Raw genomic sequence first — 14,450 nt, 5'->3', positions numbered from 1 at the left:
GTCACTGCGGACGCGGCACGCTAGTCACTACGAAAACTTTGTGAGCCCGCAAAATTATCAAACTTGGTGTATTGCCCATGAAATGTCAGGCGAATCGGGCCAATTGGGCCATTCCGCTGCTTGCCGATAATAATTTCGGCAGTGCCCTTATCCGGGCTGTCCGGATTGTAGACTTCGTCACGATAGATGAACAGGATCACGTCAGCATCCTGCTCAATAGCGCCTGATTCACGCAAATCCGACATCACCGGCCGCTTGTTCGGGCGTTGCTCCAGCCCACGGTTAAGCTGCGACAGCGCAATGACTGGCACGTCGAGCTCCTTGGCCAGACTCTTTAACGAGCGCGAGATTTCCGAAATTTCAGTGGCCCGATTTTCGCCCGTGGATGAGCCGCTCATCAGTTGCAGATAGTCGATGATGATCAGCCCGAGCTTGCCGCATTGACGCGACAGACGCCGTGCTCGCGAGCGCAATTCCATCGGATTCAGGCCGCCTGTTTCATCAATGAAAATCTGCGCCTCACTCATTTTCTGCACTGCGTGCGTCAGCTTCGGCCAGTCTTCGTCGGTCAAGCGCCCCGTTCGCATCCGGTGCTGATCGAGCCGTCCGACCGAACCCAGCATCCGCATGGTCAGTTGGGTTCCTGGCATTTCCATCGAGAACACGGCAACCGGCAAGCCATATTCGACTGCAACGTACTCGCCCACATTCATCGAAAACGCCGTTTTACCCATCGACGGCCGCCCGGCAACGATGATCAGTTCGCCACCATGCATGCCGGACGTCATCCGGTCGAGGTCGATAAAACCAGTTGGCGTGCCCGTTACATCGGTTGGATTAGCCGTGTGATAAAGCGTGTCGATCCGCTCAACCACCTGGGTCAGCAGCGGACCGATCTCAAGAAAGCCCTGAGTGCCGCGCGCGCCATCCTCAGCAATCGAAAACACCTTCGATTCAGCCTCATCCAGAAGCTGGCGAACTTCTTTGCCCTGTGGATTAAATGCATCGGCAGAAATCTCGTCAGCCACCGTGACGAGGCGGCGCAACACAGCGCGGTCACGCACGATTTCAGCATAGCGACGGATATTGGCGGCACTTGGCGTGTTTTGCGCCAGGGCGTTCAGATACGCCAGACCACCTACTTCATCTGCTTTACCTGAGGTGCCCAGCGCCTCGTAAACCGTGACGACGTCGGCTGGGCGAGTGGCCGCGATCAGCTTGCCGATGTGCTGGAAAATTAACCGGTGGTCATAGCGGTAAAAATCGCTTTGCGACAAAAAATCGGCAATGCGGTCCCAGGCACCGTTATCGAGCAGCAAGCCACCCAAGACCGATTGCTCGGCTTCGATCGAATGCGGCGGGACCTTCAGCGATTCGAGTTGGGGATCTTTCGGCGGGGCGTTCATGGGGAGCAATTATCAGGCAAATAGGCGCGCCAGGAACACGCTATCAAATAAAAAAGGCAGGGACCCGTTACCCGGTCCCTGCCCCTTGCCAGGCGGACAATGCCTGGCAAATATCACGCGATGCTTAAACGTGTTCGCCCAATACTGAAACGACCACATCAACCAGCACGTCCGTGTGCAACGAAACCTGCACAGGATGATCGCCAACCATCTTCAGCGGGCCATCGGCCAGACGCACTTGCGCCTTTTCGACCGTGAAGCCTTGAGTGGCCAGTGCAGCTGCGATGTCAGCGTTGGTGACCGAACCGAACAAACGGCCATCAACACCGGCTTTCTGACCAATCTGAAGCGTCAGGCCACCCAGCTTTTCGCCTTGAGCCTGAGCTGCTTTCAGCTTTTCAGCTGCGATTTTTTCGAGTTCAGCGCGACGCACTTCGAATTCAGCGATCGCGTCTTTCGTGGCGCGGCGTGCAAACTTGTTGGGGATCAGGAAGTTACGTGCGTAACCGTCCTTCACTTTTACGATGTCGCCAAGATTGCCCAGGTTAACGACTTTTTCCAGAAGAATGATTTGCATTCGGATGCTCCTTTAGCGTCGTCGGGTTAGGCCTTGTGCTGGTCGGTGTACGGCACCAGCGCGAGAAAACGTGCGCGCTTGATAGCCGTATCCAGCTGGCGTTGATAGTGCGACTTCGTACCCGTCAGACGTGCTGGCGTGATCTTGCCGTTTTCGCCAATGAAGTCTTTTAGTGTTTCGATGTCTTTGTAGTCGATCTGGTCGACACCAGCAGCTGTGAAGCGGCAAAATTTCTTGCGCTTGAACAGTGGGTTTTGTTGCTGACGACGCTTGTCGAATTTCTTACCTGTCGGGCGGGGCATGTTCAGTCCTTTCCAAGATCCTGCAATTCTGTGATGTGAAACACCAGGGTTCTCGCATTGCGATGTTTTTTCGCCAGAAAGCCGGTAAAGAGCATCGGGATGCCCATCGCACAACCTTCCATCTTACCGCTCACCTCGCCTGCCGCAACCGCTGGCAGGGTCAGCTCGACTTGCCGGGGAATGCCGGCTTCGACAACTTCCGTGTGGTGCTGCAACGTGCAGCTTGCGACCGGAACGCCTGCGGGCGTATATCTCACCGCTTCGCGCTCAACGATACTGGCCGTTAGTTGCAACCTGTTCACGGGAGCGGCGCTTGCTTACTCGAACCTGGTGGCTTTAAAAAGTCTTAAGCCTGCGCTTCAGACGGTTGCGTAGCAGCCGCCTTCTTGGCTTCTTCGCGCTGTACGTCCTTCATCATCGGCGATGCGGCGGTTTCAGCCTTTTTCATCTTGACGGTCAGGTGGCGCAAAACAGCGTCGTTGAACTTGAATGCATGCTCGAGTTCTTCGAGCGTGGTCTGGTCGCATTCGATGTTCATGCAGACGTAATGAGCCTTGGCAAGTTTCTCGATCATGTAGGCCAGTTGACGGCGGCCCCAGTCTTCGATGCGGTGGATCTGGCCACCATGCGAGGTAATCGTGGCCTTGTAGCGCTCGATCATGGCAGGAACCTGCTCGCTCTGATCGGGATGCACGATGAAGACGATTTCGTAATGACGCATACACACTCCTTGTGCTGACTTATGGATAGAAGCCGCCCGGGCGTCGGAACCGGTGCGGCAAGTGAGAAGCCCGAGAGTGTATCCGGGAAATCTTGCCCGGACAAGTCATATAGACGATTTTCTTGCCGATTCCATCGTATTTTCAAAGGTTTACTGGTGTCGATGAGCCATATCAACGAGCGCTGCCCGCGAACGCCCAACGGCACAACCAGACTCATACGCGGAACTCATGCGCCCCATTCCAGTAGTCGTCTTGCGCATAGCAAGCCTTCAAATAATCAATGAAATAGCGCACTTTAGCCGGGACATAACGCTGCTGCGGGTAGACCGCCAGGATGTCGTAGTCCGGCAGCGCGAATTCATCCAGAACGGTCTCCAGCTCACCCCGCGCCAGTTGCGCCTGCACTTCCCAGGTGGAGCGCCAGCCGAGCCCCAGGCCTTCGGAGACCCAGCGGTGCAGCAACTCGCCATCGTTGCAGTCAAGCGTGCCGCCAACTCGCACGGTCACCAGCCGGCCATGGCGGTTGAAATACCAGCCACGATTCTGGCCACCCTGCAGGTTAAACGCGAGGCAGTTGTGCTGGCGCAAATCGTCCAGCGTCTGCGGCCGGCCATATTGCTCAAAATAGGCGGGTGTGCCGCACACCACCCGGCGGTTGGACGCCAGCTTCACGGCGACAAAATTAGGGTCCACGCTTCCGCCAATCCGGATCGACAAGTCGTAGCCCTCGCGCACCAGATCAGCCACCCGGTCGCTCAGGTTGAATGACACCTGCAACTCCGGCTTGTCTGCCAGAAATTGGCTGGCCAGCGGTGCCACGTGCTTGCGTCCGAAAGCAGCCGGTGCCGATACCACCAGATGTCCGCTCACCGCGCGACGCCCTTCGGTCAACTCGTTTTCTGCCTGATTCCATTCGCGCAGCAAGCCGCGGCAACGCTCCAGGAATGCGGCTCCCTCCTCGCTAATCACCAGCCGCCGGGTCGAGCGGTACATCAGCTTGACCCCTAAGCGCCGCTCAAGCGCGTCTATACGGCGCCCGAGAATCACGGGAGAGACGCCTTCCTCAAGCGCCGCGGCCGCCAGACTGCCTGCATCGGCCACGCGCACAAAGGTTTCGATCTGTCTGAAACGGTCCATTCCTGTCTCCTGCCCAGCGTTCTTGACTGCACTTTGGTCCACTGCATACGCAACACGGCATGCCCAACATGGAACAGATGCCGTGAATCAAGCCAGCCAATTCAATACTTTTTGTTTTGAAATAAGCGACCAAAGCGGATCTTATCAAACCTTAAATGCAGCATTAGAGTGCATCTCATTCGCCACGCAGTGGCACCCCCACTATATTCAGGAGACATCCATGGCCAAGATGAGAGCCGTTGACGCCGCAGTACTGGTGCTCGAAAAAGAAGGTATCGACACCGCTTTCGGTGTTCCCGGTGCCGCAATCAATCCGTTTTACTCCGCGATGCGCAAGGCTGGGAATATCAGCCATGTGCTGGCGCGCCACGTCGAAGGCGCTTCGCATATGGCCGAAGGCTATACCCGCGCAGCGCCTGGCAATATCGGGGTCTGCATCGGCACCTCAGGCCCAGCGGGCACTGACATGATTACCGGGCTGTATTCAGCTTCAGCCGATTCCATTCCCATTCTCGCCATTACCGGCCAGGCACCGCGCTCGCGGTTGTACAAGGAAGATTTCCAGGCAGTCGACATCGAATCCATCGCCAAGCCGGTCACCAAATGGGCCGTTACGGTCCGTGAACCGGCACTGGTGCCACGTGTGTTCCAGCAGGCATTCCATCTGATGCGCTCAGGCCGCCCCGGCCCGGTGCTGATCGACTTGCCGATCGACGTGCAACTGGCCGAGATCGAGTTCGATATCGATACCTACGAACGGCTCCCGGTCTACAAGCCCGCCGCCACACGCAAGCAGATCGAAGCCGCACTCAACCTGCTCAACAGCTCCGCCAAGCCGCTGATCGTCTCTGGTGGCGGGGTACTCAATGCCGTCGCTGAAGATCTGCTGGTGCAATTCGCAGAAACCATCGGCGTGCCCGTCATTCCGACGCTGATGTCCTGGGGCGCGATTCCCGACGATCATCCGCTCATGGCAGGCATGGTCGGCCTGCAAACTTCACATCGCTACGGCAATGCCACCCTGCTCGCCTCTGACTTCGTACTGGGCATCGGCAACCGCTGGGCCAACCGCCACACTGGCAGCGTCGAGGTCTACACCAAGGGACGCAAATTCGTCCACGTGGATATCGAGCCAACCCAGATCGGTCGTGTGTTCGGCCCAGATCTCGGCATCGTCTCGGACGCCAAAGCCGCGCTGGAACTGTTCGTCGAAGTTGCGCGCGAATGGAAAGCTGCGGGCAAGCTGAAAGACCGCAGCGCCTGGGTGGCCGAGTGCCAGCAGCGCAAACGCACGTTGCAGCGCAAGACGCACTTCGACAACGTGCCGATCAAGCCACAACGCGTCTACGAAGAAATGAACCAGGTGTTTGGCCGCGACACCTGCTACATCAGCACCATCGGCCTGTCGCAAATCGCGGGCGCGCAGTTTTTGCATGTCTACAAGGCGCGCAACTGGATCAACTGCGGTCAGGCGGGTCCGCTGGGCTGGACGATTCCGGCAGCGCTCGGTGTGCGGGCGGCTGATCCACAACGCCAGATCGTCGCGCTGTCAGGCGACTACGACTTCCAGTTCATGATCGAAGAGCTGGCGGCAGGGGCCCAGTTCAAGCTGCCTTACGTGCACGTGGTGGTGAACAACTCCTATCTCGGCCTGATCCGCCAGGCGCAGCGCGCCTTCGACATGGATTACTGCGTCCAGCTCGCGTTCGACAACATCAATTCGCCGGAGGTCAACGGCTACGGCGTGGACCACGTGGCGGTGGCTGAGGGCTTGGGCTGCAAGGCACTGCGCGTCTTCCGGCCAGAAGAAGTCAAGCCCGCGCTGCTGAAAGCCCAGGCGATGCTGTCCGAATTCAACGTCCCAGTCATCGTCGAAGTCATTCTTGAGCGCGTGACCAATATTTCAATGGGAGCGGAAATCGACGCCATCAACGAATTCGAAGATCTGGCCGACAAGGCCGAACATGCGCCGAGCGCCATTAGCCTGCTCGACTGAGTGCTCGACTAAGTCAGCACAACGACCTTTTGAGTAATCGTCAGAACGACCTGAGAGAGCAAAGCAACATGCCAAAATTTGCAGCCAATCTAACCATGCTATTCAACGAACTGCCGTTTCTTGAGCGTTTTGCGGCGGCGGCGCAGGCGGGGTTCGACGCAGTGGAGTTTCTGTTTCCCTATCCGTATGCCATCTCGGAGTTGCAGCAGCAACTGCAGCAAAACCAGTTGAAGCTGGTGCTGCACAACCTGCCCGCAGGCAACTGGGAAGCGGGTGAACGCGGTATCGCGTGTTTGCCCGACCGAATCGATGAGTTCCGCGAAGGTGTCAGCCGTGCGATCAATTACGCCAAGGCGCTGAAGGTGTCACAGCTCAATTGCCTCGCGGGCATCGTGCCCGTCAGCGTCGATGCGCAAACTGCCCGCACCACCCTCGTCGACAACCTGCGCTTCGCCGCCGAGGCCCTGAAGCAGGAAGGCATCCGGCTACTGGTCGAACCCTGCAATTCATACGACATCCCCGGCTTTGCGCTCAACCATTCCGCACAAGGGCTGGACGTGATCCGCGCGGTGGGGTCGGACAACCTGTTTTTGCAGTACGACATCTATCACATGCAACGCATGGAAGGCGAACTCGCCGCCACGATCCAGAAGAACCTGGCTTTGATTGGGCACATCCAGCTTGCGGACAACCCCGGGCGCAACGAACCAGGCACTGGCGAAATTCACTACCCATACTTGTTCTCGCTGCTCGATTCGCTCGGTTACAACGGCTATATCGGCTGCGAATACAAGCCGCGCACAACCACTCAGGCAGGGCTAGGCTGGTTGCAGAAAGTTGCCGGGCAAGCTCATGTGCCAGCCGCCGCGCTAGTCTGAGCCGCTCACTATGCTCACCATCGCTCACCCTGCGTTGAAAAAACATTGATTAAAACTGGGGGCTCGGCATGCGTCACGCTGCCGCGTCCCACAGCCGAATACTCTGAATGGAGAAGCAACATGGCAAAAATTGGCTTTATTGGCCTTGGCATCATGGGCGCGCATATGGCCCGCAATCTCATCAAAGGCGGCCATACGCTGTTCGTCAATGGCGCGTACCGCGTGCCAGATGATTTACGCACCGCCAGCACGGTAGTCGAGCATTCAAAAGCCGTGGCCGAAGCCGCCGACGTCATCATCATCATGGTGCCGGATACGCCAGATGTAGCTTCGGTGCTGTTCGATGAAAGCGGCGTAGCAAATGGCCTGTCGCGGGGCAAGCTGGTCATCGACATGAGTTCGATTGCACCACTCGAAACCCAGGAATTCGCCAAAAAAATCAACGGGCTGAACTGCGATTATCTGGATGCGCCAGTGTCTGGCGGCGAAATTGGCGCACGCGAAGCCACGTTGACCATCATGGTTGGCGGCCCGCAAAAAGCATTTGATCTGGCCAAGCCGCTGTTTGAACTGATGGGCAAAAATATCTCGCTGATCGGGGATAACGGCGCGGGGCAAACCTGCAAGGTCGCTAACCAGATCATCGTGGCGCTGAACATTGAGGCCGTGGCCGAAGCGCTGCTGTTTGCGGCACGCTCGGGCGCTGACCCGGAGCGGGTACGGCGCGCGCTGATGGGTGGATTCGCGGCATCGCGCATTCTCGAGGTGCACGGCGAGCGCATGACCAAACGCACGTTCGATCCAGGCTTTCGCATCGAGCTGCATCAGAAGGATCTGAATCTCGCACTCGATGGTGCCCGCAAGCTTGGGCTTGCCCTGCCCCACACGGCCAGCGCGCAGCAACTTTTCAGCGTCTGCGCGGCAAATGGTGGCAAGGCATGGGATCACTCCGCGATGATTCGGGCGCTTGAAATCATGGCGAATTTCGACATTGCACAAGCGCCGAATAAAGAAGCGAAAGCGGCATAAAACGCGCTTGCGGCCAAAATTGAAATCGGTCTGAACCAGTCAAATATCAGCCTGCAACAGTGAACTGGTTCAGAACCTTATTTGCCCGCTGCAATGTGTAATACCCGATGCGCTATTAATCATGTGCCATTCACTATGGCCAACGAGTTTCAAGCGTTATTGCAAGTTATTGCGGCATCAAGCCAGTAATCGTCTGATCCGTCAGGGGTGCTGTTTCTGTATCTGCACCGCATCCAACCGGATCAGACAAACCAGACTGCCCAGTTTCGTGGGTGGCAAGCAGGGGTCCGCAGCGACACCCGGCGGTGCCGGGGAAGCCTTGGTCGGTCAGACGTCATCGTCGGGTGTTCAGCTGTCGGATTTATCGCGCCAGATTATTCAATCAAACTAGTCAATGCCTTGTGGTATTTAGGTTTGAGCATTATTCCGTCACGTTTTTTTAATTTATTCCTACGTGTAAATGGAATTATCTGATTGAATTCAAGTCAGACTCGCTTAGACTTCAACGGCTTTTCCACCACGTAAGGAGTTTGACTGATGGGTATTCTCAGCTTCATCAAAGACGCCGGCGAAAAACTGTTCGGCGCAGCCTCCACCTCGGCGCAAGCCGCAGCCGCTCCAGTTGACGTCGCAGCACTCAATAAAACCGCTAGCGATGCCATTGCCACCTATATCCGCGCGCAAGGCCTCAATGCCACTAACCTGCAAGTGGCTTATGACGGCAGCAGCCATGTCGTGACGGTTTCTGGTGAAGCCGCCGATCAAGCCACCAAGGAAAAAATCCTGGTCGCGGCGGGCAATGTGCAAAACGTCGACAAAGTGGACGACAAACTGAGCGTCACCAACCCAGCCCCTGAGGCACAGTTCCATACCGTCGTCTCTGGCGACAATCTATGGAAAATCGCCGAAAAGTATTACGGCAATGGTTCAAAGAACGACCTGATTTTCAAGGCCAATACGCCAATGCTAAAAAGCCCGGACAAAATTTATCCGGGCCAGGTTCTAGTGATTCCTGCGGTTCAGTAACAAGGCAAAGCTGGCTGGTTCACTGATTGATTTGATGCATTTAATGCTTCTGGCCAGCCAGCAAAACCGCAGCGCTGGTTTGCGCTGGTTTGATATAAAGCGACCACGCGGGCAAAAGAAAACCCAGGGGCACCGTCCAGCCCAACACAACGCGGCGGTATTGGCTTCAAGCTGATACCGCCGCGTTGCTTTGTCATCGTCACTTCATCGTCACGATGCCGCAGCCTGGCTGCGCCCCTTCATCACCCAATCAGTCATCAATACTGGTCAAACACCCGCTGCAACATCACCGGGCCCGTTCCACCTGCCGCCAGCGCCAGCATCAACAGCACCCGCGCCTTGTACGGATTCAAGCTCCCGGCGCTAACAAAGCCCAATGCATCGTCTAGCGCTGCGCCGTTGCGCATCACGTGCCCTGAGCCAACCCGCGACGAGCGCACTACCGCCACGCCCTGCTTCAGCGCATCCACCAGCGCCTGTTGCAGCGACGCATGAATCGAGCCGTTGCCGGTGCCCGCCACGACGATTCCACGCACGCCCGCCGCGACCAGCCCGTCAACCAGCGCACGTGAAACCCCGGCATAACTCGTCACGATTTCGACATGCGGCCAGGCCGCGCCAATCACGAACTCCGTAGCCGTGGTGTGCGCTCGCACGACACTGCGGCCAAACTCGACCCGGCCGTCCTGCACCCAGCCCAGGATGCCGAACTCAGGCGACTGAAACGCATCGACCGCATAGGTGCTGGTTTTCGCCGCCTCGCGGGCGCTATGAATCTGGTTATTCAGCGCGACCAGCACGCCTTGTCCAACGGCTGCCGGGTTCGCGGCCAGCGTCACCGCGTTAAGCAGATTCAGCGGGCCATCGGCCGATAGCGCCGAGGCCGGCCGCATCGCCGCAGTCAGCACCACCGGCTTGCGGCTTTTAACCGTCAGATGCAGCAGATAAGCGGTTTCTTCGAGCGTGTCGGTGCCATGTGTAATCACCACGCCATCTATCGCGTCGTCGGCCAGCAACTCATTCACGCGTTGCGCAAGAATCGTCCAGAACGCGGGCGACATGTCCTTGCTATCCAGACTGGCCACTTGTTGCGCTTCGATCCGGGCCACCTCGTCCAGCGCGGGAACCGCCGTCAGCAACGTATCAATGCCCAGCGCGCCAGCCTGGTAAGCCGAGGTCTCAGTGGGAGTGGCAGCCGAACCGGCAATCGTGCCGCCGGTGGCCAGAACAACAATCCGTGCCCGTTCCGGCGCGGCCACTGCAGAAAAAGAGGTCAAGGTATTCATGGCCGCGATTGTAAGCGAAGCCCTGTTAATGAGATGGGTTAAATGGCGCGTCAGCCATGTGTTCAGGCGGTTTCACGCAACTGGCTGGCAATCGCCGCCTGGTCGAGATGCGGCGCGAACATTTCGATCAGACGGTACGCGTAGGCTCGCAAAAATGCGCCCTTGCGCAAGCCGATGCGCGTCGTGCTGGCTTCAAACAAATGCTGTGTGTCCAGCGCGACCAGCCCGGTGTCGCGTTTCGGGTCATGGGCCATCGCAGCCACAATGCCCACGCCCATGCCCAGTTCGACGTAGGTCTTGATTACATCGGCGTCAATCGCAGTCAGCACCACGTCGGGTACCGCACCCGCTTTAGCGAACGCCTGGTCGATATGCGAGCGCCCCGTGAAATCCTGGTCGTAGGTAATCACCGGATAGTCGGCGATCTCGTCGAGCGTCAGGTCCGGCCGCCCCACCAGCGGATGGTTTTGCGGCACCACCACCACATGACGCCATGAGTAGCACGGGAACGTGATGATGTCGGGATAACGGTCGAGCGCCTCCGTCGAGATTCCGATATCGGCCTCGCCGTTGATGATCATCTGCGCTATCTGCTGCGGGCTGCCCTGGCGCAGCGCCAGATGAACTTTCGGAAACACCTCGGTGAACTGGTGAATCACCTTGGGCAACGCATAACGTGCCTGGGTGTGGGTGGTCGCCACCACCAGGTGGCCGTTGTCCTGATCGGCGTACTGGCGCGCCACGCGCCGCAGGTTTTCCGCATCCAGCAGCATCCGCTCGATGATCTGGTGCACCGCCTTGCCCGGCTCCGTAAGCCCGGTCAGCCGCTTGCCCCGGCGAATGAAAATATCGACCCCAAGCTCATCTTCGAGATCCTTGATCTGTTTCGAGACGCCCGATTGCGACGTAAAGAGCACATTGGCCGCCTCGGTAAGGTTCATGTTCTGGCGCACAGCCTCGCGCACAAAACGCAACTGCTGGAAATTCATGGCCGGCTTCCGGTTGAAGTCATAGGAAAAAAACAGCGCGAGCGCGCATGGCGGGTCTTAGGGCTTAGCTCGCCGGAAACACCTGCAGCGCACGTGGCACGGCTGTCACCCCATCACCTGGCGCGAGCTGCAAAGCGCGCCAGGTCTCGCGGTCGAGTTCCGCTTCGAGCACGCTCCCCTCCTGCCCCGCAAGCTCAACCCTGACCAAACCGCCCAGCGTCACGACCCGCCGCACGCCCACCAGGATGCCATCACGCTGCCCCGCACTTTGCGGATACAGCACCAGATCGTGCGGCCGGACATAGGCCCAGGCAGGGCCGGCAAAGCTGGCCTCTACCGCAATTGGCCTCGCCGCCCCAGCGACCACGAAGCCATGACGATCAACATGACCTTGCAGCCGGTTCGCCGCCCCGAGGAACTCGTAGACGAACGAAGTGCGGGGATGGTCATACACCGCCTGCGGGCTGCCCACCTGTTCGACGTGGCCATGATTCATCACGACGATGCGGTCAGCCACTTCGAGCGCCTCTTCCTGGTCGTGCGTGACAAACAACGTCGAAATATGCAGATCGTCATGCAAGCGCCGCAACCAGCTACGCAACTCCTTGCGCACCTTCGCATCAAGCGCACCAAAAGGTTCGTCGAGCAGCAGCACTTTGGGCTCTACCGCCAGCGCGCGCGCCAGCGCGATGCGCTGGCGCTGGCCGCCAGAAAGCTCAGAGGGATAGCGCTGCGCGAGCCAGTCTAGTTGCACCAGCTTGAGCAGCTCGTGCACCTTCTCGCGGATCACCGCTTCACTCGGGCGCTCCCGGCGCGGCTTGACGCGCAGCCCGAAAGCCACGTTTTCAAACACGGTCATATGGCGAAACAGCGCGTAGTGCTGAAACACAAAGCCCACTTCGCGCTCGCGCGCGCCCACAGCCGCGACATCCTGGCCTTGCAGCACCACCTGGCCCGCATCGGCGTAATCCAGCCCCGCGATCACGCGCAGCAAGGTGGTCTTGCCACAGCCGGATGGCCCGAGCAGCGCGACCAGTTCGCCCGCAGGGAAATCGAGCGAGACGTTATCAAGCGCGACGAAATCGCCAAAGCGCTTGTGCAAGTTACGAACGGTGATACCCATTGCTCTGACTCCTTACTGAACCGGATGCTGGGACGTGGCCGTGGGTGCCCCCTTGGACGCCCCCAGCGACACCCCAGGCTGGCCCGCATAGGCGGGGACAAGGTGACCGGGTTGACCCGATTGACCCGATTGGCCCGGCTCCCGCCCAGTTGACAGATGACGCTCCGCCAGCAGCTTCAAACCGAGCGTGACGAGCGCCAGCAACGCCAGCACTGAGGCCACCGCGAACGCGGCGGAAAAGTTGTACTCGTTATAGAGAATTTCGACGTGCAGCGGCATCGTGTCGGTCTGCCCGCGAATGCGGCCTGACACCACCGACACCGCGCCAAACTCCCCCATCGCCCGCGCATTGCAGAGAATCACGCCATACAGCAATCCCCATTTGATGTTGGGCAAGGTCACCCGGCGAAAAATCTGCCAGCCGGAAGCGCCCAGCACATGGGCGGCTTCTTCCTCGTCGTTGCCTTGGGCCTGCATCAACGGAATCAGCTCGCGCGCGACAAACGGGAACGTGACGAAAATCGTCGCCAGCACGATGCCTGGCACCGCGAAAATAATCTGCACGTCATGCGCTTGCAGCCACGGGCCAAACCATCCCTGGGCACCAAACATCAGCACATAGATCAGCCCGGAAATCACAGGTGAAACCGAAAACGGCAAGTCGATCAGCGTCGTCAGCAGCGCCTTGCCGCGAAACTCGAATCTGGCGATACACCACGATGCCGCGAGACCAAACACGAGGTTCAGCGGCACGGCGATCGCCGCCACCAGCAGCGTGAGCTTGATGGCAGAGATCGCATCCGGATCAGCCAGAGCCGTGAAATAAAACCCCAAACCCTTGCTCAGCGCCTGATAAAACACGGCCACCAGCGGCACGACGAGAAACAGTCCGAGAAATACCAACGCCACGCCAGTCAGCACCCAGCGCACTAATGCGGGCTCTGTCACGGGATTGGAATGAGGCCCGCGCCCGGCGGCAGGCGCAACTGGTGCAATCATGGCGCGGCTCATGACGCATCTCCTGTCTTGCTCGCTACACCCGCAGCACCCGCAGACACCGCTGGTGCAGCGGTGCTGCGGCCGGTTCTGCCGGTTCTGCGCTGCAAATACCACTGCAACGTATTGATGAGCAGCAGCATCACGAACGACACGCTCAGCATCACCACCGCGAGCGCCGTCGCCCCGGCGTAGTCGTACTGCTCCAGCTTGGTGATGATGAGCAGCGAGGTGATTTCAGATTTCATCGGCACGTTGCCCGCGATGAAAATCACCGAGCCGTACTCCCCTAGCGCCCGGGCAAACGCCAGCGCGAAACCCGTCAGCAGCGCGGGAAAGACCGCGGGCAGCACGATCCGGCGAAACGTCAGCCAGCGTGACGCGCCAAGGCACGCGGCGGCCTCTTCCTGCTCGCGCTCGAATTCTTCCAGCACGGGCTGCACGGTGCGCACGACAAACGGCAAACCGATAAAAGTCAGCGCGACCAGCACGCCTAACGGAGTAAACGCAACTTTCACGCCCAGCGGGACCAGAAACTGTCCAATCCAGCCATTGCTGGCATACACCGCCGCCAGCGAAATCCCCGCGACCGACGTCGGCAGCGCGAACGGTAAATCGACAATCGCATCAACCAGACGGTGCAGCGGGAAGCGATAGCGCACCAGCACCCACGCGACGAGAAAGCCAAACACCGCGTTGATGAGCGCTCCCCCAAGCGCGGCGAAAAAAGTCAGGCGGTACGACGCCAGCACCCGGGGCGACGTCACCGCGCGGACAAACTGCGGCCAATCGAGCGTCGCGGTTTTCAGAAAAGTGGCGGCCAGCGGAATGAGCACGATAAGGCTCAGATAAGCCACCGTGATACCGAGAGTCAGGCCAAAACCCGGCAATGCGCCGGGTCTGCGAAAAGTCAGCGTTGTCATGCGTTGCCCGTGATGAACTGGAAGGCGCCCGTTCCTGATTGAGTACAACCGAAAAACGCG

General features: G+C 58.8%; 16 protein-coding genes. 4 read left to right on the top strand and 12 right to left on the bottom strand.

What is annotated here, in order from left to right:
* Positions 1-20 precede the first annotated feature (20 nt).
* The 6 genes from GH656_RS07230 to GH656_RS07205 all read right to left on the bottom strand — a co-directional run bounded on the left by GH656_RS07230 (position 21) and on the right by GH656_RS07205 (position 4,144).
* Positions 21-1,406 carry a replicative DNA helicase gene (locus tag GH656_RS07230; RefSeq protein ID WP_153075251.1) on the bottom strand — a complete coding sequence of 462 codons (1,386 nt, stop codon included), beginning with the start codon at positions 1,404-1,406 and terminating at the stop codon, positions 21-23.
* Positions 1,407-1,530: 124 nt separating this feature from the next.
* Entirely contained in the window at positions 1,531-1,983 is a 453-nt protein-coding gene (gene rplI / locus GH656_RS07225; RefSeq protein ID WP_153075250.1) for a 50S ribosomal protein L9, read from the bottom strand.
* Positions 1,984-2,009: 26 nt separating this feature from the next.
* Complete coding sequence (rpsR, locus tag GH656_RS07220; RefSeq protein WP_074264854.1) at positions 2,010-2,285, bottom strand: 30S ribosomal protein S18; 276 nt, start codon at positions 2,283-2,285, stop codon at positions 2,010-2,012.
* A 2-nt stretch (positions 2,286-2,287) separates the two neighbouring features.
* On the bottom strand, positions 2,288-2,587 hold the full coding sequence (priB, locus tag GH656_RS07215; protein ID WP_153075249.1) for a primosomal replication protein N: 300 nt from the start codon (positions 2,585-2,587) through the stop codon (positions 2,288-2,290).
* A gap of 44 nt (positions 2,588-2,631) precedes the next feature.
* Positions 2,632-3,006, bottom strand: coding sequence for a 30S ribosomal protein S6 (rpsF, locus tag GH656_RS07210; protein ID WP_153075248.1), 375 nt, complete (start codon positions 3,004-3,006; stop codon positions 2,632-2,634).
* A gap of 214 nt (positions 3,007-3,220) precedes the next feature.
* Complete coding sequence (locus GH656_RS07205; RefSeq protein ID WP_153075247.1) at positions 3,221-4,144, bottom strand: LysR family transcriptional regulator; 924 nt, start codon at positions 4,142-4,144, stop codon at positions 3,221-3,223.
* A gap of 220 nt (positions 4,145-4,364) precedes the next feature.
* On the opposite strand from GH656_RS07205, the gene gcl reads away from it, so the two are divergent.
* The 4 genes from gcl to lysM all read left to right on the top strand — a co-directional run bounded on the left by gcl (position 4,365) and on the right by lysM (position 9,073).
* Positions 4,365-6,140 (top strand): glyoxylate carboligase, encoded by a 1,776-nt coding sequence (gcl, locus tag GH656_RS07200; protein ID WP_153075246.1) that lies wholly within the window; start codon positions 4,365-4,367, stop codon positions 6,138-6,140.
* Positions 6,141-6,208: 68 nt separating this feature from the next.
* Positions 6,209-7,018, top strand: coding sequence for a hydroxypyruvate isomerase (gene hyi, locus GH656_RS07195; RefSeq protein WP_153075245.1), 810 nt, complete (start codon positions 6,209-6,211; stop codon positions 7,016-7,018).
* Positions 7,019-7,138: 120 nt separating this feature from the next.
* Positions 7,139-8,047 carry a 2-hydroxy-3-oxopropionate reductase gene (locus tag GH656_RS07190; protein ID WP_153075244.1) on the top strand — a complete coding sequence of 303 codons (909 nt, stop codon included), beginning with the start codon at positions 7,139-7,141 and terminating at the stop codon, positions 8,045-8,047.
* Between the two features lie 537 nt (positions 8,048-8,584).
* A complete protein-coding gene (gene lysM, locus GH656_RS07185; protein WP_153075243.1) occupies positions 8,585-9,073 on the top strand; it encodes a peptidoglycan-binding protein LysM in 489 nt (162 codons plus the stop codon).
* On the opposite strand, the gene GH656_RS07180 is transcribed toward lysM, so the two are convergent.
* The 6 genes from GH656_RS07180 to cysT all read right to left on the bottom strand — a co-directional run bounded on the left by GH656_RS07180 (position 9,067) and on the right by cysT (position 14,390).
* A complete protein-coding gene (locus GH656_RS07180; protein ID WP_153075242.1) occupies positions 9,067-9,270 on the bottom strand; it encodes a hypothetical protein in 204 nt (67 codons plus the stop codon). The two genes, lysM and GH656_RS07180, sit on opposite strands and share 7 nt — an antisense overlap.
* Positions 9,271-9,330: 60 nt before the next feature.
* Positions 9,331-10,359 (bottom strand): asparaginase, encoded by a 1,029-nt coding sequence (locus tag GH656_RS07175; protein WP_153075241.1) that lies wholly within the window; start codon positions 10,357-10,359, stop codon positions 9,331-9,333.
* A gap of 62 nt (positions 10,360-10,421) precedes the next feature.
* Positions 10,422-11,348: a CysB family HTH-type transcriptional regulator gene (locus GH656_RS07170; protein ID WP_153075240.1), complete on the bottom strand. Its 927-nt coding sequence runs from the start codon at positions 11,346-11,348 to the stop codon at positions 10,422-10,424.
* Positions 11,349-11,412: 64 nt separating this feature from the next.
* Positions 11,413-12,471, bottom strand: a complete 1,059-nt coding sequence (locus GH656_RS07165; RefSeq protein ID WP_153075239.1) for a sulfate/molybdate ABC transporter ATP-binding protein — start codon at positions 12,469-12,471, stop codon at positions 11,413-11,415.
* Positions 12,472-12,483: 12 nt separating this feature from the next.
* Entirely contained in the window at positions 12,484-13,482 is a 999-nt protein-coding gene (gene cysW, locus GH656_RS07160) for a sulfate ABC transporter permease subunit CysW (protein ID WP_153075238.1), read from the bottom strand.
* On the bottom strand, positions 13,479-14,390 hold the full coding sequence (cysT, locus tag GH656_RS07155) for a sulfate ABC transporter permease subunit CysT (RefSeq protein ID WP_153075237.1): 912 nt from the start codon (positions 14,388-14,390) through the stop codon (positions 13,479-13,481). Before cysT ends, cysW begins: the two co-directional genes overlap by 4 nt.
* Positions 14,391-14,450 lie beyond the last annotated feature (60 nt).

It is taken from the genome of Paraburkholderia bonniea (genome assembly GCF_009455625.1).
Classification (GTDB): domain Bacteria; phylum Pseudomonadota; class Gammaproteobacteria; order Burkholderiales; family Burkholderiaceae; genus Paraburkholderia; species Paraburkholderia bonniea.
This window is presented reverse-complemented; position numbering and strand designations above follow the sequence as displayed.

Coding starts and splice junctions, on each gene's coding strand:
- GH656_RS07205 (WP_153075247.1), bottom strand. CDS start 4,144: ATGGACCGTTTCAGACAGATCGAAACCTTTGTGCGCGTGGCCGATGCA.
- gcl (WP_153075246.1), top strand. CDS start 4,365: ATGGCCAAGATGAGAGCCGTTGACGCCGCAGTACTGGTGCTCGAAAAA.
- rpsF (WP_153075248.1), bottom strand. CDS start 3,006: ATGCGTCATTACGAAATCGTCTTCATCGTGCATCCCGATCAGAGCGAG.
- GH656_RS07175 (WP_153075241.1), bottom strand. CDS start 10,359: ATGAATACCTTGACCTCTTTTTCTGCAGTGGCCGCGCCGGAACGGGCA.
- hyi (WP_153075245.1), top strand. CDS start 6,209: ATGCCAAAATTTGCAGCCAATCTAACCATGCTATTCAACGAACTGCCG.
- GH656_RS07190 (WP_153075244.1), top strand. CDS start 7,139: ATGGCAAAAATTGGCTTTATTGGCCTTGGCATCATGGGCGCGCATATG.
- GH656_RS07170 (WP_153075240.1), bottom strand. CDS start 11,348: ATGAATTTCCAGCAGTTGCGTTTTGTGCGCGAGGCTGTGCGCCAGAAC.
- rplI (WP_153075250.1), bottom strand. CDS start 1,983: ATGCAAATCATTCTTCTGGAAAAAGTCGTTAACCTGGGCAATCTTGGC.
- GH656_RS07180 (WP_153075242.1), bottom strand. CDS start 9,270: ATGACAAAGCAACGCGGCGGTATCAGCTTGAAGCCAATACCGCCGCGT.
- GH656_RS07230 (WP_153075251.1), bottom strand. CDS start 1,406: ATGAACGCCCCGCCGAAAGATCCCCAACTCGAATCGCTGAAGGTCCCG.
- rpsR (WP_074264854.1), bottom strand. CDS start 2,285: ATGCCCCGCCCGACAGGTAAGAAATTCGACAAGCGTCGTCAGCAACAA.
- GH656_RS07165 (WP_153075239.1), bottom strand. CDS start 12,471: ATGGGTATCACCGTTCGTAACTTGCACAAGCGCTTTGGCGATTTCGTC.
- cysW (WP_153075238.1), bottom strand. CDS start 13,482: ATGAGCCGCGCCATGATTGCACCAGTTGCGCCTGCCGCCGGGCGCGGG.
- cysT (WP_153075237.1), bottom strand. CDS start 14,390: ATGACAACGCTGACTTTTCGCAGACCCGGCGCATTGCCGGGTTTTGGC.
- lysM (WP_153075243.1), top strand. CDS start 8,585: ATGGGTATTCTCAGCTTCATCAAAGACGCCGGCGAAAAACTGTTCGGC.